28 protein-coding genes and 1 tRNA gene are annotated in these 21,927 nt (G+C 64.7%); 6 read left to right on the top strand and 23 right to left on the bottom strand.

Annotated features, from left to right (window positions below):
- The first annotated feature begins 435 nt into the window (after positions 1-435).
- Both MP11Mi_RS08285 and MP11Mi_RS08280 read left to right on the top strand, forming a co-directional pair.
- Positions 436-1,026: a hypothetical protein gene (locus MP11Mi_RS08285; RefSeq protein WP_420041810.1), complete on the top strand. Its 591-nt coding sequence runs from the start codon at positions 436-438 to the stop codon at positions 1,024-1,026.
- A 14-nt stretch (positions 1,027-1,040) separates the two neighbouring features.
- Positions 1,041-1,220 carry a hypothetical protein gene (locus tag MP11Mi_RS08280; RefSeq protein WP_420041809.1) on the top strand — a complete coding sequence of 60 codons (180 nt, stop codon included), beginning with the start codon at positions 1,041-1,043 and terminating at the stop codon, positions 1,218-1,220.
- A gap of 514 nt (positions 1,221-1,734) precedes the next feature.
- Here the strand turns inward: MP11Mi_RS08280 and MP11Mi_RS08275 are convergent.
- From MP11Mi_RS08275 to MP11Mi_RS08210, 14 genes are all read right to left on the bottom strand, one after another.
- The gene (locus MP11Mi_RS08275) at positions 1,735-2,034 is read right to left on the bottom strand and encodes an HNH endonuclease (RefSeq protein WP_420041808.1); all 300 of its coding nucleotides are present in this window, start codon (positions 2,032-2,034) and stop codon (positions 1,735-1,737) included.
- Positions 2,035-2,114: 80 nt separating this feature from the next.
- Positions 2,115-3,008: a hypothetical protein gene (locus tag MP11Mi_RS08270; protein ID WP_420041807.1), complete on the bottom strand. Its 894-nt coding sequence runs from the start codon at positions 3,006-3,008 to the stop codon at positions 2,115-2,117.
- A 2-nt stretch (positions 3,009-3,010) separates the two neighbouring features.
- The gene (locus MP11Mi_RS08265) at positions 3,011-3,193 is read right to left on the bottom strand and encodes a hypothetical protein (RefSeq protein ID WP_420041806.1); all 183 of its coding nucleotides are present in this window, start codon (positions 3,191-3,193) and stop codon (positions 3,011-3,013) included.
- Positions 3,193-3,519 carry a hypothetical protein gene (locus MP11Mi_RS08260; RefSeq protein WP_420041805.1) on the bottom strand — a complete coding sequence of 109 codons (327 nt, stop codon included), beginning with the start codon at positions 3,517-3,519 and terminating at the stop codon, positions 3,193-3,195. Before MP11Mi_RS08260 ends, MP11Mi_RS08265 begins: the two co-directional genes overlap by 1 nt.
- Before the next feature lie 530 nt (positions 3,520-4,049).
- Positions 4,050-4,367, bottom strand: coding sequence for a transcriptional regulator (locus tag MP11Mi_RS08255; RefSeq protein WP_420041804.1), 318 nt, complete (start codon positions 4,365-4,367; stop codon positions 4,050-4,052).
- The gene (locus MP11Mi_RS08250; protein ID WP_420041803.1) at positions 4,364-4,888 is read right to left on the bottom strand and encodes a hypothetical protein; all 525 of its coding nucleotides are present in this window, start codon (positions 4,886-4,888) and stop codon (positions 4,364-4,366) included. The genes MP11Mi_RS08255 and MP11Mi_RS08250 overlap by 4 nt, the downstream gene beginning before the upstream one ends.
- Entirely contained in the window at positions 4,885-5,325 is a 441-nt protein-coding gene (locus MP11Mi_RS08245; RefSeq protein ID WP_420041802.1) for a hypothetical protein, read from the bottom strand. Before MP11Mi_RS08245 ends, MP11Mi_RS08250 begins: the two co-directional genes overlap by 4 nt.
- Positions 5,325-6,932, bottom strand: coding sequence for an AAA family ATPase (locus MP11Mi_RS08240; protein ID WP_420041801.1), 1,608 nt, complete (start codon positions 6,930-6,932; stop codon positions 5,325-5,327). The genes MP11Mi_RS08245 and MP11Mi_RS08240 overlap by 1 nt, the downstream gene beginning before the upstream one ends.
- The gene (locus tag MP11Mi_RS08235) at positions 6,925-7,128 is read right to left on the bottom strand and encodes a hypothetical protein (RefSeq protein ID WP_420041800.1); all 204 of its coding nucleotides are present in this window, start codon (positions 7,126-7,128) and stop codon (positions 6,925-6,927) included. The genes MP11Mi_RS08240 and MP11Mi_RS08235 overlap by 8 nt, the downstream gene beginning before the upstream one ends.
- A 134-nt stretch (positions 7,129-7,262) precedes the next feature.
- Complete coding sequence (locus tag MP11Mi_RS08230; protein ID WP_420041799.1) at positions 7,263-7,826, bottom strand: hypothetical protein; 564 nt, start codon at positions 7,824-7,826, stop codon at positions 7,263-7,265.
- Positions 7,823-7,969 carry a hypothetical protein gene (locus MP11Mi_RS08225; RefSeq protein ID WP_420041798.1) on the bottom strand — a complete coding sequence of 49 codons (147 nt, stop codon included), beginning with the start codon at positions 7,967-7,969 and terminating at the stop codon, positions 7,823-7,825. The genes MP11Mi_RS08230 and MP11Mi_RS08225 overlap by 4 nt, the downstream gene beginning before the upstream one ends.
- Positions 7,966-8,136 (bottom strand): hypothetical protein, encoded by a 171-nt coding sequence (locus tag MP11Mi_RS08220; RefSeq protein ID WP_420041797.1) that lies wholly within the window; start codon positions 8,134-8,136, stop codon positions 7,966-7,968. Before MP11Mi_RS08220 ends, MP11Mi_RS08225 begins: the two co-directional genes overlap by 4 nt.
- On the bottom strand, positions 8,133-8,372 hold the full coding sequence (locus MP11Mi_RS08215; RefSeq protein ID WP_420041796.1) for a hypothetical protein: 240 nt from the start codon (positions 8,370-8,372) through the stop codon (positions 8,133-8,135). The genes MP11Mi_RS08220 and MP11Mi_RS08215 overlap by 4 nt, the downstream gene beginning before the upstream one ends.
- Entirely contained in the window at positions 8,372-8,593 is a 222-nt protein-coding gene (locus MP11Mi_RS08210; RefSeq protein WP_420041795.1) for a helix-turn-helix transcriptional regulator, read from the bottom strand. The genes MP11Mi_RS08215 and MP11Mi_RS08210 overlap by 1 nt, the downstream gene beginning before the upstream one ends.
- A gap of 102 nt (positions 8,594-8,695) precedes the next feature.
- On the opposite strand from MP11Mi_RS08210, the gene MP11Mi_RS08205 reads away from it, so the two are divergent.
- Positions 8,696-9,145, top strand: a complete 450-nt coding sequence (locus tag MP11Mi_RS08205; protein WP_420041794.1) for a helix-turn-helix domain-containing protein — start codon at positions 8,696-8,698, stop codon at positions 9,143-9,145.
- The gene (locus MP11Mi_RS08200) at positions 9,129-10,307 is read left to right on the top strand and encodes a tyrosine-type recombinase/integrase (protein ID WP_420041793.1); all 1,179 of its coding nucleotides are present in this window, start codon (positions 9,129-9,131) and stop codon (positions 10,305-10,307) included. The genes MP11Mi_RS08205 and MP11Mi_RS08200 overlap by 17 nt, the downstream gene beginning before the upstream one ends.
- Positions 10,308-10,427: 120 nt before the next feature.
- Here the strand turns inward: MP11Mi_RS08200 and MP11Mi_RS08195 are convergent.
- From MP11Mi_RS08195 to MP11Mi_RS08155, 9 genes are all read right to left on the bottom strand, one after another.
- A tRNA-Pro gene (locus MP11Mi_RS08195) sits at positions 10,428-10,501 on the bottom strand.
- A 76-nt stretch (positions 10,502-10,577) separates the two neighbouring features.
- The gene (locus MP11Mi_RS08190) at positions 10,578-12,029 is read right to left on the bottom strand and encodes a hypothetical protein (RefSeq protein WP_420041792.1); all 1,452 of its coding nucleotides are present in this window, start codon (positions 12,027-12,029) and stop codon (positions 10,578-10,580) included.
- On the bottom strand, positions 12,026-12,484 hold the full coding sequence (locus tag MP11Mi_RS08185; RefSeq protein ID WP_420041791.1) for a hypothetical protein: 459 nt from the start codon (positions 12,482-12,484) through the stop codon (positions 12,026-12,028). The genes MP11Mi_RS08190 and MP11Mi_RS08185 overlap by 4 nt, the downstream gene beginning before the upstream one ends.
- A 43-nt stretch (positions 12,485-12,527) precedes the next feature.
- Complete coding sequence (locus MP11Mi_RS08180; RefSeq protein WP_420041790.1) at positions 12,528-12,959, bottom strand: organic hydroperoxide resistance protein; 432 nt, start codon at positions 12,957-12,959, stop codon at positions 12,528-12,530.
- A gap of 60 nt (positions 12,960-13,019) precedes the next feature.
- Entirely contained in the window at positions 13,020-13,670 is a 651-nt protein-coding gene (locus MP11Mi_RS08175; protein WP_420041789.1) for a hypothetical protein, read from the bottom strand.
- Positions 13,667-15,100 (bottom strand): hypothetical protein, encoded by a 1,434-nt coding sequence (locus tag MP11Mi_RS08170; protein ID WP_420041788.1) that lies wholly within the window; start codon positions 15,098-15,100, stop codon positions 13,667-13,669. Before MP11Mi_RS08170 ends, MP11Mi_RS08175 begins: the two co-directional genes overlap by 4 nt.
- 136 nt (positions 15,101-15,236) lie before the next feature.
- A complete protein-coding gene (locus MP11Mi_RS08165) occupies positions 15,237-16,529 on the bottom strand; it encodes a lipase family protein (RefSeq protein ID WP_420041787.1) in 1,293 nt (430 codons plus the stop codon).
- 136 nt (positions 16,530-16,665) lie between these two features.
- Positions 16,666-17,691: an aspartate-semialdehyde dehydrogenase gene (locus tag MP11Mi_RS08160; protein ID WP_420041786.1), complete on the bottom strand. Its 1,026-nt coding sequence runs from the start codon at positions 17,689-17,691 to the stop codon at positions 16,666-16,668.
- 60 nt (positions 17,692-17,751) lie between these two features.
- Positions 17,752-19,017 (bottom strand): aspartate kinase, encoded by a 1,266-nt coding sequence (locus MP11Mi_RS08155; protein ID WP_420041785.1) that lies wholly within the window; start codon positions 19,015-19,017, stop codon positions 17,752-17,754.
- A 129-nt stretch (positions 19,018-19,146) separates the two neighbouring features.
- On the opposite strand from MP11Mi_RS08155, the gene MP11Mi_RS08150 reads away from it, so the two are divergent.
- Positions 19,147-20,298, top strand: a complete 1,152-nt coding sequence (locus MP11Mi_RS08150; RefSeq protein WP_420041784.1) for a hypothetical protein — start codon at positions 19,147-19,149, stop codon at positions 20,296-20,298.
- 103 nt (positions 20,299-20,401) lie between these two features.
- Entirely contained in the window at positions 20,402-21,898 is a 1,497-nt protein-coding gene (locus tag MP11Mi_RS08145; RefSeq protein WP_420041783.1) for an MFS transporter, read from the top strand.
- Positions 21,899-21,927 lie beyond the last annotated feature (29 nt).

The raw sequence follows: 21,927 nt of genomic DNA, 5'->3' as shown, positions 1-21,927 counted from the left end.
TGGCGCCCCAAGACCGTCCACCGCATACGAGGAGGCCCTCACCCGGATCTCTCCCGGTGAGGGCCTCTTCTGCTATCTCAACCTAGCGTCGGGGTGGCGGGATTCGAACCCACGACCTCTTCGTCCCGAACTCGACGTCCTGGGCGTTTGTGATTGTTGACCATGTTGGGAGAACTGAATACCGCCAGTTCAGAGGGCTGCAGTCGTTGGTAGGTGCGGGCGGCTAGCTGGAGTGCTGCGGACTGACTGCGGACTGCGAGCCTTTAGTTCGTCTGCGGTGATCGATCCGTGCCAGCACGTCCACCGGTACCTCGACCGGCGGCACGTCCTCAATCCAGTCGTCGTCACTCTCGGTCATTCTGAGACCGCAGTCCAACGGACCGTAAATCCGAGGCTCTTCTACGGCTCCTTAGGCGGGGCCCTAAAGTCTGCCCTATGCCATCTGACGCGCTCGACGATTGGACAAACACGCGGCTGTCCGCGCTGTCGAGCCTTGACACAATTCATGGTCAAGTCACCAAGAACAGACCAGGTCGGCAGTGGAACACCCGCCACTACAACTTGGGCCTGTTCACGGCGCTGGCGAGCCAGTTTCAGGGCTACTGCCGGGATCTGCACGACGAGGCGGCGGTCCGCGTCGTAGACAGTCTCGCCGCGAACGGCGTTGGTCCCCAGATCCCCATAATCCTGACGGCCCTCACAAGCAACCGGAAGCTAGACCGAGGTAACGCGAACCCTGGCAACCTGGGAGATGACTTCGGCAAGCTTGGGATCCAGCTGTGGCCCGAGTTGAAGCAGCGCTACCCAACTAAGGCGCCGAAGTGGCAGAAGACTTTGACGAACCTGAACGAACTGCGAAACGGGATCGCCCATAGCGACATCGCCAAGATCGACAAGGTTGAGCACGACCATCCCCTGACCCTGAAAACTTGGCGGACTTGGAAGTCAAGCGTCAACACCGCTGCGACGAGTATGGACGCTGTGCTTGAAGCGTATTTGGTAGCGTTGACAGGCACAGGATGGTGACGGGAGGCATGGTGATGAGGCGGCGATCTTCGTTCAAGCCCGGTCGCATGGTGGTTGCCCGCTACGGGACCCGACAGGTCTCCGGGGTCGTCACCGGGATGCGCGCAGGCCGCGTTGCGGTCAACATTGAGATCCCTGGTGCCGATGAAGAGATTCACGTCCTGCTGCGCGAGGATGAACTAGAGACGGCGTAGCGCTCGCTCGGCAGTCCCGTTCCAGCCGCTAAATAACCGGCCGTCAGAACGAGCGGGGGCCCTGCACTCTCGTCTAGACCAACGTCGCCGCTGGACGTACCCTCAGAGGTGCAGGGTTCCCCCCCGCTTCAGCCTTGAAATAACAGGCCGTCAGAACGAGCGGGCAATGGGGCCCTGGTTGGTTAGGAGGATGGGGGGAGTGCAGGGATCTAGAGGGAAGGGGTGGGCGGCAGCGTGAGAGGTGTATAAGAGACGGGGGGAGGGTGCGTGCCTATGGCCTGAGGGGCGGCCCGAAGACTCGACCGGCCCACCTGGGTGGGGTGTGTGGAAAAAACGTGGAGAGAGATTCTGCCAATGCCAGAGAGTGCGGGGGAAGAGTGCTTTCGGGGCATGGGCCCCTGGGTGTTTTTTCCGGACGGAGAGGCCTGAATCCCCCAGACCCGTACGCGAGCACAACGTCTATGACAGACGTGGCTGGCGGTTGGTGCTGACCGGTCCGTCCCCCTGGGTGAGTTCAGAGGAGTCCGGGGTGTTTTTCGGGTGGTCGGTGTCCTCGTGCTGCTCGGCGTGCGCGGCCGCGGTTGCTTTCGGCTCGGGTCTTGACGGCATGACAGGTGGTGCAGAGCATCCGGGCATTCTCGAGGGTGTCGGTTCCTCCTTCGGCTACGGGCACGATGTGGTCGCATTCGAGGCGCACGTCGTCGCCGTGGACGCCACAGTCGACGCACCTGTTGCCGTCGCGGGCGATGACTTGCTTGCGGATCGCGCGCCATGCGGGTGTGGAGGTTCTGCTGTTGCCATTGGTCCATGCCATTGGTTTTCTCCTGGGTAGATGCCGATGGCCTCGACCGAACACGTGTGGGTGTCTGGTCGAGGCCATCGTCGACTGATCGGTTATGCGACTCGTCGCGCTCGGGGTTTCTGTTCGGGCAGCGGCTCGTCGTGGGTGATGTGGCGGAGGTTCGCCATGTTCGCGGCGAAGAACTGTCGGTCGGCTCCCGCGTTGCCGCTGTTCCACCTGTGTCGGCAGAGTTGCTCGGCGATCGTGGTGGCCTGGCGGAGCTCGTCGGCGTCGGGCATCCACGGCTGGTGGTCGGCGACGGTGAGGATCCATTCGGCGCGACTGTGGCCGCCGGTGTTGGGTAGGCCGCGGAACCATGCTCGGATGGTGTGATCGGGATAATCCTCGAGGATCGAGGTGACCCGCCGTTGGTGCATCCAGTAGCTGCTGACGTCGAGGAAGTCGCGGCATTGCGCGGAGCCGATGAGTGGTCCGTGCAGGCTGCTGTCGGCGAGGCGGATTTGGCGCCGGTATTCGGCGGTCAGTTGGTCGTAGTCGTCGAGCAGGCCTTCGACGGTCTGCCATGCTTCGAGGTCGCCGTTGCGTGCTGCGGTCTCGGCGGTCTCATGTCGGGCGATGAGGTCGCGGTTGCTGTCGACACGCGCCATGATCGTGTCGAGTTCGTCGCGGCACATGTCGAGGGCGGTGTCGACGAAGGCGCGTTCATAGTCTCGTTGGTCGGTGACGCGTTGCAGAACATCTCGGACGATGAGACCGAACTGACCGGCGAGGTTCTCCCGGCCCTTCGCTTCGATGTAATCGTCGAGCAGGGTGGCGGGGTCTGCTCCGGCGGTCAATCGTGCCCGGTACTGGTCATCGACGTTTTCGGTGCGCTGCGGATTCCAGCCCAGAAGACGTTCGCGCAATGCTTGTGCGTCGACGAGGTCGGTGTTGGCGGCGCGGATCCGTTCCCGGATCGGCAGAGTCTTCGTGGTGGTCTTGGCCATGATTAGCGGCGTCCGTTCTTGAAGCGTTCGCGGCCGTCGGCGATGGAGCCCTTGTTGCTGGTCTCCTTGTTGTCGTCGGGTTCGCGGACTTCGGCGACGACGGTGTCGAACTCGTCGTCGGACATGTCTGCGAGCCACTGCTTTGCGCCTGCGACGAGAGCATCGGTGTTCGGGTTGGTAGCCATTACGAGGCCTCCTTGAGGTGTGCGTATTGGGTGACGGTGGCGCGGTGGAAAACCCACCGGCCTGCGACCTGTTCGCCGTCGAGGTCTGCGGCGATCCTGCGTATGCGGCGGGTGCTGCAGTGCAGGATCTGTGCGGCTTCGGTGGTGTCGATCAGATCCGTCTTCGAGTCTGGTTCTGGCTCGCGTTCGGAGGTTCCGTGCGCGGACACTTCGGTAAGCAGTCGGCGAACCTGGTTCGGGATCGGTTGCCCGGTGAGTTGCCGGCGTCGAACGAACTCGGCGGTGACGTACGTGATGAGTCGTGCTTGGTCGTCAGTGACGTCCATCGCGGCCTCGCTGACGGTTGACGTACGCGGTCAGGCACGCTCGACACGTCCAGCCGTGGACGGATCCGGAGTAGGCGCGGCACGGTCCGTGGCAGGTGCGGCATTCGTGGACGCGGTCTCGGCGAGTCGTCGTGTGCTTCATGGTCAGTCCTCCGTGGTGGCGAGTGCGTCGGCGAGCCGGTTCGCGAGTTCGAGTGCTTCGGCGGGTGTGTGGCAGCGGCCGTCGATCGCGATCATTCCTCCGGTCACGCGGGTGACGGTCGGTACGTTCTGTGGCCGGTGGTCGGCGCATCGGCCGGCCGCGGAGCGGGTCAGTCGGGTGCAGTCGTCGACGGCGCATGAACGGGCTGGGCGTGAGGTAGCGGACATATCGGTGTCTCCTGGGGTGGTTGTGAGTGCGTCGTCGATGACGGCGCGGTAGGCGAGGCAGTGATCGCAGATCCAGCCGAGCGTGGGGCCTGCGAACCGTGGGCACGGTCCTCGGCAGGCGTCACAAATGAATGGCCTGCGGCGGGTGCGGGTGCGCGTGGTCATGACGCTTTTTTCCGTGGACGGCCCGCGGTCTGCATTCGGGCGGGGGCTCGGGCGGCGATGACCCCATCGACGCGTCGGTAGCTGCTGAGGCTGTCGGCGTACTCGCGGCAGGCGGTGAGCGCCGGGCATTGCCAGCAGAGCGCGACGGCCTGTTCGTGTCGATCGGCGGCGGCATCGACCGACTCGTCGGGGTCTCGGCTGTCGAACAGTCGCGGATCTCGCGTGCACGCGGCACCGGTCAGCTTCGGAGACTCCCACAGCATCCGAGCCAGGAGCCGTTCACACCCGCCGGGGTCGTAGTCGCGGCCCCTCATTTCACCAGCCCATGAATTTCGCTGAAGCTCGTGTGTTTGGAGTCGGCGATAGGGAGTCTCTGAACCGGGCATGCGTAGTTGGAGCTGAGTAGAGTCGCGAACTTTTCGAGATTGGCTCTCGGGTCCGAGCCCGGGTGCGACAAGATGAAAAGCTTCTCTATCTGGAGACCACGTGCATGGTAGATCTGTCCCTGCCAGTAGAGCTTCTCCGCGGCGGTGTGGTGTCGTGTGAATTCGGGACCGTACGAGTCGATCGGTCGGACACGCCCGACGATCGGGGGGAAGGGCCCGAAGCGGTCAGTGAGGCCGGCTAATTCCCATGCGTTCACAAGTCCGAAGGAGAACGCCTCGAATGTGTTGACGTAGAACAACCCACAACCGTCGTCGTAGGCCGGGTTGCTTCGGACGTATTGAAGGGAGCCGCCTATAACCGCGCGCGATACGATGGGCGGCTGCAGTCTGGCTTGCCAGTCGGTACGCCACAACCTGAACTTTCCGTCGATCATCGACAACCTGCTCATCGGACCACCTCCAGCGTTCGCACCGCTGTTAACGGTTCGATGTACCGGACGGTCGCCGAGCAGTCGGCCGGCCACCACGTGACGATCACGTGGCCGCGGTCTCCGGGAGTCTTGTGCGGCGCGAGCGCATACGCCGGAGCCTCGAACGGCTCTGTGGGATGGTCTGCCGGATCGGGTGGCCAGAGTTCGCTGAACTGCATCCCACCGCCGTCGACGTCGACGTAGGTGACCATCGGCCGACCGTCGCTGTAGTGGCTGAATTGGTGGAGTAGCCGAGGCATGTCCGGGGTGAGTGAGGCGATCGCGTCGAGGGAATCGGAGCAGCAGTCGTCGGCGTGCCCGTGATCGGATGCGACTTCGGCGTGCCACTCGACAGCACCGAGCAAGCGGCGGGTCGCGTAGACGAGTTCGTCGGTGGTGCGGTTCGGGGAGTACATCAGGCGGTCTCCTGATCGGTGATGGGTTGTCCGCTGCCGACCCAGTGGCCACGGCGGCTTGCGCGGCGTTCGGTGGCTGCGGAGTGGACGACGACGGGTTCGTTCACGGGCGGTTCGGGGTTCTTGAGGAACTGTCTGGCGGGGTCGTCGCAGTCCTCGCAGACTTCGGTGGTCGCGGTCGCGGGCAGGGCGAGGTTGCAGTGACGGCACGCTGTCGGACGCAAGGGAGCGGGGAAGGGAGCACGCACGCTCCCTTGCTCCCTTGGGTCAAGGGAGCACTCAGAAACGGTGTCTGACCTCGAAGGGAGCAAGGGAGCACCTGAACGTGCGTGCGGTGTGCTCGCTCCCTTGGCTTCGGGCTCGATCACTTCGCCTTCGACGACTGTCGACAGCTCCCACCACCAGCTGTTGATCTCCTTGACCGCGTGGACCCCGACCCGCTTCTTGGCTCGCTTCACCTGATCCTTGGAAAAGCCGTTGGCGTCAGCGGCCTGGAACACGTCGGTGGCCTTACGGCGCTCGACCGACAGGTATTCGCGGAGCCAGTCGTCGACATCCCGGTTCGATTGGCCATCCTCACCGGATAGGAAATCGCGGGCGTCGGAGGTGGTCTCGCCGAGCCATTCCAGGACACCGACTGCGGTGTCCCCGTCGCCGATCTGGACAGTCTTGGACACGATGTGCGCCTCGACTGAACGGGTCCGCGGGGCGAGATTGCCCTTGGTGTTGGTCACCACAAGGTTCCCGCTGTCGGGGTCGAGAGCGACCGAGAGGACTGAGCGGGCGACCTGGGACCAGGCGATCGAGCCGAGGATCAGCTTGCCGCTGTCGGCTCCGTCGCGCTTGCCGAAGTGCACCAGCCCGAGGAACACCGCATCGTGCTTGGCTGCGAGCTTCGAGAGCGGTTCGAGATACTGGCGAACCTGTCGGTCATCCTTGCCTGAGAGCGTCGAGGACATGGCCGAGGTCGCGGCGTCGAGGACGACGAACGTGACGTTGTACTCGTCTAACAAGTCGTCGAGCCTGTCGGTGTCGAGCGGTAGGACGACGTTGCCTTCGTCGGTCGTCTCGGTCTCGACGTCGACGAACAGCACCTTGGACATGTCAGCGCCCGCGGCCTTGAGTCTGGGTGCGACGGTGTGTTCGCGTGAATCCTCGGTGTGCAAGTACAGGACGTGGTTGCCCTCACGGGTTTCGCGGGCACACCAGTGGCAAGCGATCGTGGACTTGCCGAGACCTTCACGCCCGGCCAGCAGGGTCAGAGCTGCGGCCGGGATCCAGTCGGGTTCCCACCAGTTGATCGTCTTCATCGTGACGTCGCTGCCCTTGGTGATGCGCAGTTGTCGGCCGCTCGGTTCGACATTGACCGGGTCAGGTGCGTCGAGCAGGTCAGCGAACACTTTCGCGACGTACAGTTCGCGTGCGTGATCCGGTAGGTCTGGGAAGTCGGTGTCGACCTTGACCTTGGCTGCCTCGAGCGTCGCGGCCATCAGTTCGTCGTCGAGCTCGGCCTTGTGCTCGGCGTTGAGGCGTTCCCGCTCCTGCTGAGCTTCGCGATGCTTCTTGGCGCGTAGTCGCTGCTGTGAGTCGGTGAGACGTTCAGGCATAGTTCACCCGGTTTCGGCAGACGGGGCCGATCTGCAGGTCGACGGAGCGGCGGGCGGTCAGGATCGCGCCGCAGTTGTGGCAGCGGATGCCGACGACGTAACCGTGCTCGGTGAGTGCTTCGATGTGTTCGCGGATCTCCCGGTTTTCGGGCGTCTCCGTTTCCGACCAAGGTCGGATAGAATCTGTTGTAGACATTCGGTGTATGTCGCTTCCTCCCCGGCCTCGGAACTTCTCCGAGGCCGGGGCTTTGGGTTCTACGGGTGTAGGTGGTCAGGAGCCGCGCAGCCGTGCCCCGAGGGAGAGGGGCGCGGATACCCAGAAGCGGAGTGTTAGAAGGGGTCGCCTCCGATCTCTGATTCGGCGAGATCGGCAGCAGCAACAAGCAGTGCCGCGTGGTGGCGTGCTTCATCCGGAGTGAGACAGGTACCGCGACGGATCCATTCGCCGTCGTAGTACTTCGATATCGTCATGCCGACGAACGGTCCGCCGTCGACCGTCTGTCGGAGTCGAGCGCACACGCTCACGCACGCCGGTGTGTATTTGTCGCCGTGAGGCAGGCCGTTGTGCAGGCTCAAGTGCGTACGCGCAGGGGTAGATCCGTACGACGGGACTACCCCGTGCTTGTCGTTGGACGGATCCGACCAGGACGGTCGTGGACCGATCCTCTGCTCGAGGCCAGACACCATGTACGGCACTGCCTGGGTCATCACAGCCCAGCGGGTCAGTTCAGCACTGGCACCACACTGGGCGTGCTCGGCCTTCCAATCCTCGCGGATCATGTCGACGTCGACCGCGGTCTGATCACCGACCACCTGGACGTTGGTGCTGCAGTGCTCACACGAGAGGGCAAGCGGCTCGGGCTGGTGGTCGAGATTGATTGCAGGTACGTTCATGGCAGATCTACTTCCTTGTGGTTGTTGGATTCGGAGACCTCGGTGACGTTCTTGGCGGGATGCACCGGGGTCTTTCGCATGTCAGGCGTCTTGTCGTCGTCGACCAGGCCGAGGTCGGCGTGGTCCTCCTGCGGGCGGTTCACGATGCGCCTCCGTGCTCGGGGAAGGTGTCGAGGACCAGAGCCAGCAGACATAGCTGGGCTGTGCTCCCGTTCGCGATCTGACGCGCATTGAGAAGGTCGGCGATCTCGGTGCAGAGCGCGTCGCGTTCGATCTGGTCGAACTCCGTCTGCTTGTCTGGGCGGCTCACTGGTCCTCCCTGGCTGGAATGACGACCTGCCGGTTGCACGAGTTGCAGCACGCGCCGTCCGCTGTCACCGGGTACGGGTTGTTCGCTCCGAGCGGCCATTCCGGGAGCTGTTCACAGCAGATGCAGCACGCATGTGGCGCGTCCACGAGGTCGGTGACTTTCAGGTCATCGCTGCCGAGGCTGCCGTGCCCTCGGGTCGTGCTGGTGGTCCGGGCGATGCCCGGTCGCGCAGCCATTAGGCTGCACCGCCCCGAGTCGTTGCGGCCTCCTGCTCGGACAGCCAGCGTTCGACCTCGCTGCGGCGGTACAGCACCCGTTTGTTGACGACGAAGGACGCGGGACCGGTACCCGCGTGGCGGAGATACCGCATCGTGTTCTCGTTCAGGAACGGCCAGGACGCGCACACCTGCTTCGTGGTGAGGACATCCTGATACGCCTGTTTCTGCTGTTCAGTCATCTTCGTATCCCGTCTGCGTGAGAATCAGCCCTATGCTGATTCCTGCGCAGCAAACGTAACCACACCTTGCCCTGAACGTCAACCAGTGCCATGCTGAACCACATGCAGGATGAAGCGAGCGACGACCTGAACCAACGCGTCGGCCGGAACGTCGCGAAGTGGCGAAAGGATCAGGGAATGTCGCAAGCGGAACTGGCAGACCAGCTTGCTCAGCGCCTTGGGAAGGCCAAGATCGACCCGACGACAATCACGAGAATGGAGTCAGGGAAGCGCCCCACCACCGTCGCGGAGATTGAATCCATGGCGCGAATTTTCTCGGTCGAGGTCGACGCGTTCTTTGTCGAGGAGTCTCCCGAACTGGGCCGATTGCGAGCGGAGGTCAAAGACTGGGGAAACTCGTTCACCTCGATACTCGTCCAAAAGAAGCTCATGGAAGGAAGGCGCAAAAGGGCGATGTCAATAGTTTCCAGATACCCGGGCATAGAAGAGAAACTGACCAAAGCGGAGCAAGGCATATACAGGCGAATGGTTCGCGATGACTCAGCGCCGTAATCGTCGGGCTGGCGTCGAGGACCGGTGGCGCAAGGCAGATGGGTCCCCCTCCGCGAACGACGGCAAGGGGATGCGCTGGCGCGCCCGCTACGTCGACGACGCCGCCCGGGAACACTCGAAGGCGTTCGCCCGCAAGGTCGATGCTCAGGCGTGGCTGAACGAGATCACCTCGACCATCGTCACCGGAACATATGTCGCTCCGGGCGCTGGGAACGTCACCATCGAGCAGATGCACGAACAGTGGCTCGGGACGCAAGGCCACGTGAAGAAGTCGACCCGTGCCACACGTGAGTCGGCGTGGTCAGTTCACGTGAGCGTCCGGTGGTCCGACGTTCGCCTGGTCGACGTCCAGACATCAGCAGTCCGGGCATGGGTCGCCGAGTTGGCGACCGATCAGCCGGCGCGGAAGGCGTCGAGTGCGGCGACGATCGAGAACGCTCTCGGCGTCCTACGGATGGTGTGCGCGCTCGGCGTCGAGGACCGTCGAATCCCGCGGAACCCGTGCGATGGGGTGAAGGCACCGCGACGTCAGCACTCCGACCGGGCCTATCTGAGCCACCAGGAGGTCGACGAACTCGCACGGACCGTCAGCCGCGACGGGCTGGTGATTCGGTTCCTCGCCTACACCGGGCTCCGGTACGGGGAGATGGCTGCACTTCGAGTGCAGGACTTCGACATGCTGCGGCGACGGGTGAACGTCCGCCAGTCGGTGACCGAGGTCAAGGGCGGGCTCGTCTGGTCGACGCCGAAGACACACGAACGACGGACAGTGCCGTTCCCGAAGATGCTCGCCGACCAACTCGCCGAACGCATGGAAGGTCTCAGCCGCGGCGAGCTGGTATTCCAGGCACCCAAGGGCGGCGTGCTGAGGATCGCAACGTTCCGCACACGGATATTGAAGCCAGCCGTCGCACTACTACAGGGCCTCGACGACGAGCACGACGAGCCTCAGACCGACTGGCCGCGGCCGACACTCCACGACCTCCGACACACTGCGGCGTCGCTAGCGATCAGTGCCGGCGCGAACGTGAAAGCCGTGCAGACGATGCTGGGACACAAGTCGGCGGCCATGACCCTCGACACCTACGCGGACCTGTTCCCTGATGATCTGGAAGCCGTCGCGGATGCCCTCGACGCGGCGTGCGCTGCGGCACTCGCCTAATCTACTGCGGACCAACTGCGGACTGAGCGGCGAGAGCGGCGAGAGGAACAGGGCAAACGAGTGAGGCCCTGACCAAAGTCTCCCCTGGTCAGGGCCTCAAACTGCTATCTCAACCTAGCGTCGGGGTGGCGGGATTCGAACCCACGACCTCTTCGTCCCGAACGAAGCGCGCTACCAAGCTGCGCCACACCCCGTGTGCAACCTGATACAGCCTACAACGACGACATGCGAAGTATTAAATCGTCTGCTCAGGCAGGGTTTTCTCCGCTGTCATTGGTACGAGACGAACCAGGGTTCCGGGCTAACCCGGAGAGTGCGGCGCGGCGAGAACATCGGTTTGTCCTCGGTGTAGAAGTTCTTCCACCCGAGCCAGACGTTCGGCGGCAGACCGGCGACGATCCGCTGCCAGGTCTCCGCTTTGACCGATGGTGTCCCGTGACCATCGGCGTGGATGACGGTGGCGAGTTCGGGGTGCGAAGTGTCGATCAGTCGCCGGTCACCCAGCATCGCCGCGTCGAATTGGTGCAGGACGAACGCCTTCTGCGGCAGATTCTCGCTGCGGACGAGGTCCGCGAGCCAGTCGGCGGTCCGGTTGACTTCAGCCGGTTCGACCGAGCCGATCTGCGTCAGATGCTTCTGGTTCGGTTTGAGCCGCCATTCGGGATCCAACGCGAGTCCGACGTTCGGCCGACGCAGCAGGTCGCGATACATTTTGGCTTGCGTGAGGAAGTCCATCCGGCCAGGTTGAAGGTCAAGCGTCACATACAGCCCCGCCTTCTCGGCGGCATCGACCCACGGCCGGAGCGTCGCCGGGTCAACGATATTCGTGTATTTGCCCTGGTATCCCGGGTCTGCGGATGCGATGGTCGCGATGATCTCGAACGCCGGAACCACCGGCACGTCCGACAGCGCGCCGTACGGGCGCGCCATGCGCTTGACCCGCCGGATCGACTCGTTCACTCCCTGCGCGCCGAGGGGGCCGAGGTCGGCCGAGCCGGGCGACCCGTAGAGCGCGACGACACGCCGACCCGGAAATACGAGTTGGCCGCCGCCGGGGAGTTCGGCGACAGTTCGTGCGGCGTCGATCTGGTCAGCGACCGTCTTCTGGTCACCGAACGCACCGATGGCGACAACTGGACGGTCCCCGTCGGCTTTCAGCGCGGCGACCGACTGGCCGGTGGCTCGCGGATCGCCGACCGGCAATCCGACGACCGACACGCCGGCAGATTCGGCCGTGGCGACGGCATCGGCCCCTCCGGCGACCAACACCAGCGCATCCTGTCCTGCAGCCGCCGAAACCACGGCGGGTAGCGGAGCATCTTCCGAGACGGGGATGCCGAGGTCCGGGACATCACCGATCTCGATGAGACCGGAGGTGTGCAGACGTGCGAGTTCGTCTCGTACAGCGTCGACATCGCGTCCGACCTCGAACATCGGGAGCCGGTTCTCGGCGGCCTCGGCCCGAGCGCGCTGCACATCCGTAGCGGGTGCGTCGGCGGCGAGCACGACGACAGTCGGAGCCGAATCGAAGAGAGTGCGACTGACGAGAACTGCGGTGGGCGCGTCTACATCACGGACGACGGCCAACGACGGAAGTGCTGTCGCCGCCGGTGCTGCCGCGTCGAGGGTCGGGACCGACGACGCGGTGAGAACGCCGACAACGATGATGACCGAGGCAGCGAGAATCGGGTGCCACACAGACGTCGCCCGCCGACGAGTCATTCTTCGTCGGATGGTTCCGCGTAGGAGACAGTCACTCGCGGAGTGGTCGCAGCATGGAAGACTGCGGCTCCTGCGTATCCGAGCGCGGCGAACGCGAAGACGACCGTCACAGCCAGGAGCACACCCCACATGACCATCGCGACGACTCCGTCAAACGTGTCGAGGGCAAGCGCGCCCGCTCCGGCGAGTACCGCCCCGAGCAGCGCCCAGGCGATGCTACGCAGACGCGGCCCCACTACCGAACTGTAGAACAGACGCCGGTAGACGGTCGTTTCGAACTCGTCCACCGCTGCCAGCCGCACCGCATCGTCGTCGGCTAGGTCGCGCAGACTTCTCGCGAGTTCGGCGTCGCGCAGAAGCGAAGCCGACTCCCGCTGGCGGTAGGCGACGAATGCGATCGTCGCGATGGTCACGGCGACGAGGCCGATGCCTGCTGTAAATGCCCAACTGTTCACGAGGGACAACCTACCGCCAGGGGCTCACGAATTGAAACGTGTTTCACACACGCGATGTGACCGTGCTGGCGATGTTGCCTCGGGTCGCCTTCGAATACGGGCAGAAGCCATGCGCGGCGAGCGCCAGCTCATTGGCCTGTGCGGTCTCCAATCCCGGCAGGTACACCGAGATGTCGGAGGTGAGGCCGAACCCGTCATCGGCGTCGTCCTTGCCGATGCCGACAGTCACGCTGACCTCGGTGCCTTCCGGCACGGTGACGCCCGCATTCTTGGAGACGAGGCGCAATGCGCCCATGAAGCACGCCGACCAGCCGGCCGAGAACAACTCTTCCGGGTTGCTCCCGTCGCCGTTACCGCCCATCTCGACGGGCGGTGCCAGGGTGAGGTCGATGCGTCCACTCTCGGACACCACTTCGCCGTCACGGCCACCGCCGCGGGACGTCGACGAAACTCGGTACACGGGGGTCACAGTCATGAGAGTCTCCTTGTTTTCGCGTGTCGTCGCCGACGGTCTTCGCGGCGCACGATCTCCAACCTACTCGCCGCGAGCCACCCTCATCGGGCGCACGCGCATCGACTGCGGCAGCCACTGTCCGACGCTGCGCCGCAACGTCATCAGCGCAGACACGATGAGCAGCGCGAACTGGACCCACGCCATTGCCCACACCCATCGAGGCGAATCGGGATAGCTGAACAATAGGTCCGCACACACCGGCACGAACAGCAGGATCACGACGACCGTCGACAGGTAGACGCTGCGCACGTTGCGGCTGTGTGCTCGTGCAATGGCGACGAGCATCGGCCACGTGAGCGCGACGACGACCGGGATGCCGATCAGGAAGGCTAGCGGCCAGAAGTGAGCCAGCGACTCCGCCTTGGCCGCCGGGTCGACGTCGGGAACCTCCTCGAGCCCGGGCTGCAGCCGTCCGGCGAGCCGCGACGTCGTCTGTGACAAGTTCGCGAACCCGTAGACCACCCAGATCAGGCCGGCGGCCGCGGACAGCAGCCAGGCGACGCGGGCGTCACGGGCGAGAGCGGTCGGCGGCGGCCCCGGGTCGAGTGGTCGCGCCGGGTAGCGGTCACGCTGCTCGGCGTCCTTGGATCGACGGGCGATCTCGGCCATGTCCTGCGCATCCAGCTCGGCCTGCGTCGGGATGCGATCCGGGTCGCCGTCGGGGAACGTCATGGGGCGATCTTAAGCATTCGCGTCACGGTCCCCTGCCAGAGCACGCCACCGGGGCCGATCATGCCCGTCAATTGCATCGGCTCGTCGACCGGCGCGTCGCCGATTTTGCGGGTGACTACGCGTGCTCCGGTCCGGAAGTCGACACCGACGTAGTTCACCGATCCGACCTGTTGCGGGCCAGGCCGATACGGCCCGTACGCGAGCCCATGAATGAGCCCGTCGGCGCGTGAGAGTCGCGGCAGTGTCGCCATCCGGTCACGATAGTTCTCCCAGACGCGCGTGCATTTTCCGCCGACGACGTCGATGCGTGTCATTGCCCCGGTAAATGGAGCGTTCGCCGGACGGCTCGGTCCCGTCACCGCCATCGGCGGGTATTGGTATCCGTATGTGCTCGGGATGACGAGACTCTCGCCCCACGCCATCGGCGAGTTCTCGGTTCCCTGCCGCGACCGGGTGAATGCGCGCATCGAACAGACCGGCGCACCTGTGTCGGCGTTCAGGACGTGCAGGCGCGGCGCGTTCGCGTTGTCGACTATGGCGACCCAGCTGTCGCCGCCCGGCCCGAAGTAGGTGGGAGTGGTGCCCGAACCCCAAGTGAGTTGACCGGGTTTTCGTGCCGGTCCACGGTCGTATACGCGGCGCCACACCGTGTGCGGGACGCCGTCGCCGCCGGCGCGCATTTCGTACAGCGCATGAGTCGTGAGGACGGACGCGCCGTCGCGCCGGATGGTCAACCCGTTGCCGAGTCGCTCGCCGGTGGGCAGCCGGTTCGCGGCGACACGCCCATTCGGCGCGATAGTGCCGACCGCTCCCTTCGTCGTCACGAACCAGATGCGTCCGTCGAAGTCGGGCGCCAGACCAGTCACCTGGTCGTTCCCGATCCGCTTCGAAATGTCGACGCGACGGTCGATCGACAGCTTCCAGCCGTTCGGCGTCCGATGATGTCCGACATGCAGGACCGCTCCGCTCCCGTCGGCGATGACCACCCGGTTCTTCTCGTCGAGGTAGCCGTAGACGCCGCCGAGAAGTCCACCTTTGGTGAGGGGCAGGGTCGCGAGGACTTTCGCGGAGTCGGGCTGAAAGAGCGTGACGACCGGTGTCGCGACCTGCGGCGGATCGCCCGCGAGATACGACGTGCACAGCGAGACCGGATAGCCGTCGGTCCCGACGAACGTCGCCGCGCACACTCCGCCCGGAACACTCGACGCGGCGAGGTGTCCCGTCTTACCTGGACCACGCAACTGCGTACTGTCGGTCGACGCCACGTCACCGTGCATGAGCGATGTCCACGGTGTTGCGACACCAGGCGGCGAACCGACGGGCGGAGCGGCCTGTGCCGGTGCGACTCCAACGGCAAGGGTCACTGCTACCACGACGGCGACGAATCCAGTCAGACGCTTCACGAGTTCGAGTGGACCACGTTTCGCCATTGCCGGGAACGGTATTGCCCGGGATGCGCATAGACGCACTTAGTCCGAGAGCTTCCGACCACACAGGGACTCGAACTCTCGGACTAAGGGGCTCGGCCCACCCGATCAGCTGGGTTGGGTCCGCAGATCAACTAGCTCAGCGGTTGAGTTCGGTCAGGAGGAAGCTCGTCGCCGGAAGTAGCTTGAACAGCATCGGGACCGCGTGGTTGACGACGAGACCGGGGAAGATCGGCGGCGTGTAGTCGCGGGTGAGTTGCACGTTCGCACCCTGCTTGCGCCAGTCCTTGTACAAGGTGACGACCTGTCCGGTCGGGATGACGTCGTCGTTGATGCCGGTCGAGAGCAGGACGGGCGCGTTCGGCTTGAGCGAGCCGATGCGCTGGTCGTCGAGCATCTTCTGAACTTCCGGATACCGCTTGATCACCGTCGCGAGCGACTTGCCGTCCCGCGTCCACTGGTTGGTCCGCTGGAAGCCGAACGACAGACCGGAGTCGCCGATGCATTGGGTTGCCGTGTCATCGAGCACGCGCTTGCCCTGTGCGTTGGTCTCCTTCTTCAGGATCGGGCCGAGCGCCGGGTAACGGGCGTCGAGACCGTTGATCGCGTAGCCGATCGCACCGGCGATGAACGTGCCGTCGATCTTCGAAATGACCTTCGACAGGTCGGCGGGCGGCGCCCCCGCGTACGTTGCCTTCACATTCAGGTCCGACGCGTACGTCTCGGCGAGCTCGGCGGCCGACGCGGCAGCACCGCCGCCCTGCGAATAGCCGGTGAACGCGACCGGTGCGCCCTTCGGAGCCTTCGCGACCTTGAGCCCGGCGCGCGCCGCGTCGAGCATCGCGCGACCGGACTCGACTCGGTTCACGTAAGTGTGGACGCCGGGAGTCCCCATGCCCACATAATCGGTGATGACGACGCGGGCACCGTTCAGCAGCATCAGGTACATCTCGGGTGCCGTGTAGTTGATGCCGATGCTCGGCTTGGTGACGTCGATCGCCATCGGAAAGTTCATCATCTTGGAGCCGGCGCACTGGTCGCCTTGCCCGACGGTGCCCGGCCCGACCACCACGGTCGGACGTTCGCCCTTGCCGTTCCACTTCGCAGTCGGCTCGATGACGGTGCCCGTCACTGCGGTCGGCTTCCCGTTCTGAAGCGTCGAGCTATACATGAGGCGCGTCGCCGTACCCGGCCACTGCCCTTTCACTCCCGGAAGTTGCAGCAGCAGGTCGCTGTGCTCAGTGCGGATGACCGAACCCGGCGTCGAATCGTACTTCGACGGCGGAGTGTAGAAATTCCGTGCCGCGTCCGCGGTTCCCGGATCACCGACAGCGATTACTCCCGCAGCCGCGACAACAGCGACCAGACCAGCGGCGACTATCCGCCGAGACACCCGAACCGGGCGTGAGACTACTCCTGAGTATTTTCTCATAAGTGCAATGTAGCGCACGATTTCCAAAATCTGTAACGGGCGACACGCTGGTGACGATTGGTGTGGGCGGCAATGATTTCGGGGCGGTGACCGCATTGCGGTCACCGCCCCGAAAGGTGGAAATTATGAGCGTGGACTACACCAACAACTCGGCGATCTGGATCGTGTTCAACGCCGCACCCTTACGCAGGTTGTCACCCGACACGAACAGCGCGAGGCCCTTGCCGTCGGGCGCGCCCGGATCCTGACGGATACGTCCGACCAGCGAGACGTCGCCGCCGGCCGCATCGAGCGGCGTCGGAACATCGACGACCTGAACGCCTGCGGCGTCAGCCAGAATGGCGCGCGCCTCGTCGGGCGTGACCGACTCGTCGAACTCGGCGTTGATGGCCAGCGAGTGGCCGGTGAACACCGGCACACGCACACACGTACCGCTGACTAGAAGGTCCGGAAGGCCAAGGATCTTGCGCGACTCGTTACGCAGTTTCTGATCCTCGTCGGTCTCACCGGAGCCGTCGTCCACATAGTCACCCGCGAGAGCGACTACGTTGAACGCGATCGGTGCGACGTACTTGACCGGCTCACCTAAATCGACAGACTTCCCATCGTGCACCAGCTTTTCAGCCTCGTCCACACCGTTGCGGATCTGCCCCGCGAGTTCAGCGACACCGGCCAGCCCGCTGCCGGACACCGCCTGATAGCTCGACACGATGAGCCGCTTGAGCCCCTTCGCCTCGTGCAGCGGCTTGAGGACCGGCATCGCAGCCATCGTCGTGCAGTTCGGATTCGCGATGATGCCCTTCGGCGGATTCTTCGCGAGCTCACCGTTCACCTCGGCGACCACCAACGGCACGTCAGGATCCTTGCGCCATGCCGATGAGTTGTCGATGACGGTGACCCCAGCCGCCGCGAACCGCGGAGCCTGCACCTTCGACATCGAGCCACCCGCCGAGAACAACGCGATGTCGAGACCCGTCGGGTCCGCCGTCGTCGCGTCCTCGATGACGATCTGCTCGTCACCCCACTGCAGCTTCTTACCCGCCGAACGCGGGGACGCAAAGAACCGGATCTCGTCGACCGGGAAGTTACGCTGCGCGAGAATCTCGCGCATGACGCCGCCTACCTGCCCAGTCGCTCCAACCACTCCGAGTTTCACGCCCATCAGAATCCCCCGTCGCTTCGCTCGCCCATCAGAATCCCCCGTCGCTTCGCTCGCCCATTACTACCGCCCCGTTCCCGCGTACACGACGGCTTCTTCTTCGCCGCCGAGTTCGAACGCCGCGTGCAGCACCTGGACGGCACGGTCGAGGTCTTCGTCACCGACGAGCACCGAGATACGGATCTCCGACGTCGAGATCAGCTCGATGTTGATGCCCGCCTCGCTGAGCGACTCGCAGAACGTCGCAGTGACGCCCGGATGGCTCTTCATGCCCGCACCGACGAGCGACACCTTGCCGATGTTCTCGTCGAGCAAGACCTCCGCGAAACCGAGTTCGTCCCGCAGTTTGCCAAGTTCGGTGACCGCGAGCTCGCCGAGCTCCTTCGGCAGCGTGAACGTAATGTCAGTCTTGCCGGTGTCGATCCGCGACACACCCTGCAACACCATGTCGATGTTGATCTCGGCGTCGGCGACCGCACGGAACACCTTCGCGGCGAATCCCGGCTTGTCTTCGATGCCGACAATGGTCACCTGGGCTTCGCTGCGATCGTGCGCAACGCCAGTGAGAATCGCTTCTTCCACGGGGATGTCCTCCATCGAGCCGGACACCACAGTGCCCGGGTTTGTCGAGTACGACGAGCGCACATGAACGGGAACGTTGTAAGCGCGTGCGTATTCCACGCAGCGGAGCATCAACACCTTCGCGCCACACGCCGCCATCTCCAACATCTCCTCAAACGAGATGTTGTCGAGGCGTCGCGCGTCCGGGACGATGCGCGGATCAGACGTGTAGATGCCGTCGACGTCGGTGTAGATCTCGCAGACGTCTGCATCAAGTGCCGCTGCGAGCGCGACAGCCGTCGTATCCGATCCGCCTCGGCCTAGGGTCGTCACATCCTTCGTGTCCTGCGAGACCCCTTGGAATCCGGCGACGAGCACGATCTTTCCGTCGTCGAGCGCGTCACGGACCCGGCCCGGCGTCACGTCGATGATCTTCGCCTTGCCGTGGCTCGACGTCGTGATGACACCTGCCTGCGAGCCGGTGAACGATTGCGCGTCCTCGCCGAGAGACTCGATAGCCATCGCCAAGAGCGCGTTCGAGATGCGTTCGCCGGAGGTGAGGAGCATGTCCATCTCGCGCTGAGGCGGATCCGGATTGACCTGTTCGGCCAGGTCCAGCAGCTCGTCGGTGGTGTCACCCATCGCCGATGCGACCACGACGACGTCGTTGCCCGCGCGCTTGGTCTCCACGATCCGTTCGGCGACACGGCGAATGCGCTCAGCGTCCGCCACAGAGGAGCCGCCGTACTTCTGGACCACCAGTGCCACGTCGTGCACCCTTCCTTGTCGTACATTCGGTCAGGCGTCAACCTTACCGGTCGGCTCCGTCGGGCCACAGGTGCCGCGGATCGGTGTGACCTCGGCTACGTCCCAGACGTACCCGTAGGATTTGCGGCGATGACTCCCGTACTCCGATGGAATCCGGCCGCCACCGCCGTTGCCGTGTATCTCGGTATACGCCTCGTCGGAGTACTCGTCCTCGCCTGGTTCGGAGCCATCCACAACCTCGCCATCGACGATCTCCTGTCCAGGTGGGACGGCGTGTGGATGCTCGACATCGCCGATTACGGATACGACGGCGTACCCGACTCCGGCACCGATGCCCAAGGCGTCCACACGGATACGACGGCGTATGCGTTCTTCCCCGGATATCCGATCTTGGTCGGCCTGTTCGCGAAGCTCCCGTTGGTGAGCCCCTTCGCCGCAGGCATCGCACTCAACGTCGTGATCGGCGGGGTCGCCGCAGTCGGCGTCGCCCGACTCGGCGCGGCCTGCGCGAAACGCGTGCGGCCCGGCACCGCGGACGCCACCGCCCGCAACACCGGCCTGATGCTCGTCGTCCTGTTCGCGGCCGCCCCGATGGGCGTCGTCCTGTCGATGACCTACACCGAAGCGCTCTTCTGCGCGCTCGCCGCGTGGGCACTCGTCGGCGTTCTAGAGGAGCGATGGCTGCTCGCCGGATTCAGCGCGTTCGCCGTCGGTCTGGTCCGTCCGACAGGTATCGCGGTGATCGTCGTCGTCATGATCGCCGCGACGATCACCCACCGCGACGGCGCCCGTGCCTGGATCGCGGGCATCGTCGCACCACTGGGGTACATCGGCTACCTGTGCGTGGTGTGGGCGAAAACAGGGAGCCCGTCCGGGTGGTTCCGGATCCAGACCGAGGGCTGGAACACTTCGTTCGACGGCGGCCAGGCCATCGCGTCCTTCCTGTACGACACCTTCACCGGTTCGCTCGACGCGGTCTCGGTGCTGACCGCGCTCGTGATCGTCGCATCGCTCGTTCTCCTCGGCTGGTCGTTCGTCGACCGACTGCCGTGGCCCGTCCTCGCATATGGGACGCTCGTCATCGCGTCGGTCCTGTTGTCGAGCGGTTTGATGCCCTCCCGACCACGACTGATGCTCCCGGCCTTCGTCATCGCGCTGCCGGTCGCGATCCGCCTCGCCCGCTCGTCCCGGACCGCGGCGATCTCCACGGCCGTCGGGGTGACGCTCGCATCCTCCTGGCTCGGCGCCTACATGTTGACCGTCTTCGACTTCGCCATCTGAGCAGATTCGGCTGAAATCGATTCGACCGCGCGACCGGTTGAAACGTATCGTGACGGCGGAGCAGATCGTCTCCACCCACCAGTGATTCGCAGGAGCGAAGCCCATGTCAGCGCCGCGTTCGGTTGGCCGACCCGCGACTCGTCGCACATGGTTCGGCCTCATCGTCCTGCAGTTGCCCGTACTCCTGGTGTCGATGGACTTCTCGGTCCTCTACCTCGCGATGCCGACGATCAGCGACGCGCTCGAACCCACTGCCACACAACAGCTCTGGATCCTCGACATTTACGGGTTCATGATCGCAGGCCTGCTCATCACGATGGGCAACATCGGCGACCGGATCGGCCGCCGCCGCATCCTCTTAGCGGGCGCCGCCGTGTTCGGCGGAGCATCGGCGCTCGCCGCGTTCGCGTCCGATCCGAGCCTGCTGATCGCCGCCCGCGCGTTGATGGGCATCGGCGGTGCGACGTTGATGCCTGCGAGCCTGTCTCTGATCGCAAACATGTTCCCGCTCGCCCGCGAACGGGCTCGCGCCATCGGCGTGTGGACCGCGGCGTTCGCGGGCGGAGCCGCCATCGGACCGGTCATCGGCGGAGCACTCCTGCACCATTTCTGGTGGGGTGTGGTCTTCCTGATCAACGTGCCAGTGCTGGCCGTCCTATTCCTCGCCGGACCGTCGCTGCTGCCGGAGTTTCGCGCCGCGCGCACTGAGCCGTTCGACGTCCTCGGCGTCGTGCTGTCACTGGCGGGCATTCTGCCGGTGGTCTACTCGGTGAAGACGTTTGCCGTGCACGGCCCCACCGCGACCGCGATCGCGACCGGCTTGTTCGGAATCACGATGCTCGCCGCCTTCATCCGCCACGAACAGCGCGCCGCCGCACCACTTCTGGTGCTCTCGCTGTTCTCCAACGCCTCGTTCAGTTCGTCGCTGGCGGTCGCGATGGTCGGGATGATGGCGCAGGGCGGCATCGCCTATCTGACGAATGTCTACCTGCAGTCGGTGCTCGGCTACGACGTTCTCACCGCGGCCCTCGCGGGGATTCCAATGGCGGTCACCGTCGCCGTCTTCTCCGTCTACGCCGACCGCGTCACGCGTCTGGTCGGTGTGCGGTTCGCATTGGCCGGCGCGGTGCTGCTTGCCGGGGCGTCCGCGATCGCTTTGGTGTCGTTGTCGACGGCCACCCCGTTGTGGGTCTATCTGGTCATCACCGCGGTGGCAGGCATCGGCTTCGGCATCCAGTTCTCCCTGGTGAGCGACGTCGTCGTCGGTTCGGCTCCCCCGGAGAAGTCCGGTGCCGCTTCCGGCGTCTCAGAGACCAGCTTCGAACTGGGCAACGCCCTCGGCCTCGCGCTCCTCGGGTCCCTCGCCACCGCGGTGTTCCTCTCGCGCGACGGCGGAAACGGTTTCGCCGACTCACTCGGCGAGACACTGAAACAGTCCGGCCACACCGGTTCTGTCGCCGACGCAGCCCGCAGCGCCTTCGTCGACGGGCTGCACGTTGCGGCCCTCACTGGCGGCGGGCTCCTCGTCGTGTTGGGCGTCGTCGTGGTGGTCGTGATGCGCGGCTCCACCAAGCGCGAATCGGAACCGGTGCTACCATGACTGGCATGCGCGCACTGCTTCTTCTCGGC

It is taken from the genome of Gordonia abscondita (genome assembly GCF_032711245.1).
Classification (GTDB): domain Bacteria; phylum Actinomycetota; class Actinomycetes; order Mycobacteriales; family Mycobacteriaceae; genus Gordonia.
The sequence above is the reverse complement of the archived record's forward strand: the minus strand, read 5'-3'. Positions and strand labels throughout refer to the sequence as shown.

Coding starts and splice junctions, on each gene's coding strand:
- MP11Mi_RS08285 (WP_420041810.1), top strand. CDS start 436: ATGCCATCTGACGCGCTCGACGATTGGACAAACACGCGGCTGTCCGCG.
- MP11Mi_RS08280 (WP_420041809.1), top strand. CDS start 1,041: ATGAGGCGGCGATCTTCGTTCAAGCCCGGTCGCATGGTGGTTGCCCGC.
- MP11Mi_RS08275 (WP_420041808.1), bottom strand. CDS start 2,034: ATGGCATGGACCAATGGCAACAGCAGAACCTCCACACCCGCATGGCGC.
- MP11Mi_RS08270 (WP_420041807.1), bottom strand. CDS start 3,008: ATGGCCAAGACCACCACGAAGACTCTGCCGATCCGGGAACGGATCCGC.
- MP11Mi_RS08265 (WP_420041806.1), bottom strand. CDS start 3,193: ATGGCTACCAACCCGAACACCGATGCTCTCGTCGCAGGCGCAAAGCAG.
- MP11Mi_RS08260 (WP_420041805.1), bottom strand. CDS start 3,519: ATGGACGTCACTGACGACCAAGCACGACTCATCACGTACGTCACCGCC.
- MP11Mi_RS08255 (WP_420041804.1), bottom strand. CDS start 4,367: ATGAGGGGCCGCGACTACGACCCCGGCGGGTGTGAACGGCTCCTGGCT.
- MP11Mi_RS08250 (WP_420041803.1), bottom strand. CDS start 4,888: ATGAGCAGGTTGTCGATGATCGACGGAAAGTTCAGGTTGTGGCGTACC.
- MP11Mi_RS08245 (WP_420041802.1), bottom strand. CDS start 5,325: ATGTACTCCCCGAACCGCACCACCGACGAACTCGTCTACGCGACCCGC.
- MP11Mi_RS08240 (WP_420041801.1), bottom strand. CDS start 6,932: ATGCCTGAACGTCTCACCGACTCACAGCAGCGACTACGCGCCAAGAAG.
- MP11Mi_RS08235 (WP_420041800.1), bottom strand. CDS start 7,128: ATGTCTACAACAGATTCTATCCGACCTTGGTCGGAAACGGAGACGCCC.
- MP11Mi_RS08230 (WP_420041799.1), bottom strand. CDS start 7,826: ATGAACGTACCTGCAATCAATCTCGACCACCAGCCCGAGCCGCTTGCC.
- MP11Mi_RS08215 (WP_420041796.1), bottom strand. CDS start 8,372: ATGGCTGCGCGACCGGGCATCGCCCGGACCACCAGCACGACCCGAGGG.
- MP11Mi_RS08210 (WP_420041795.1), bottom strand. CDS start 8,593: ATGACTGAACAGCAGAAACAGGCGTATCAGGATGTCCTCACCACGAAG.
- MP11Mi_RS08205 (WP_420041794.1), top strand. CDS start 8,696: ATGCAGGATGAAGCGAGCGACGACCTGAACCAACGCGTCGGCCGGAAC.
- MP11Mi_RS08200 (WP_420041793.1), top strand. CDS start 9,129: ATGACTCAGCGCCGTAATCGTCGGGCTGGCGTCGAGGACCGGTGGCGC.
- MP11Mi_RS08190 (WP_420041792.1), bottom strand. CDS start 12,029: ATGACTCGTCGGCGGGCGACGTCTGTGTGGCACCCGATTCTCGCTGCC.
- MP11Mi_RS08180 (WP_420041790.1), bottom strand. CDS start 12,959: ATGACTGTGACCCCCGTGTACCGAGTTTCGTCGACGTCCCGCGGCGGT.
- MP11Mi_RS08175 (WP_420041789.1), bottom strand. CDS start 13,670: ATGACGTTCCCCGACGGCGACCCGGATCGCATCCCGACGCAGGCCGAG.
- MP11Mi_RS08170 (WP_420041788.1), bottom strand. CDS start 15,100: ATGGCGAAACGTGGTCCACTCGAACTCGTGAAGCGTCTGACTGGATTC.
- MP11Mi_RS08165 (WP_420041787.1), bottom strand. CDS start 16,529: ATGAGAAAATACTCAGGAGTAGTCTCACGCCCGGTTCGGGTGTCTCGG.
- MP11Mi_RS08160 (WP_420041786.1), bottom strand. CDS start 17,691: ATGGGCGTGAAACTCGGAGTGGTTGGAGCGACTGGGCAGGTAGGCGGC.
- MP11Mi_RS08150 (WP_420041784.1), top strand. CDS start 19,147: ATGACTCCCGTACTCCGATGGAATCCGGCCGCCACCGCCGTTGCCGTG.
- MP11Mi_RS08145 (WP_420041783.1), top strand. CDS start 20,402: ATGTCAGCGCCGCGTTCGGTTGGCCGACCCGCGACTCGTCGCACATGG.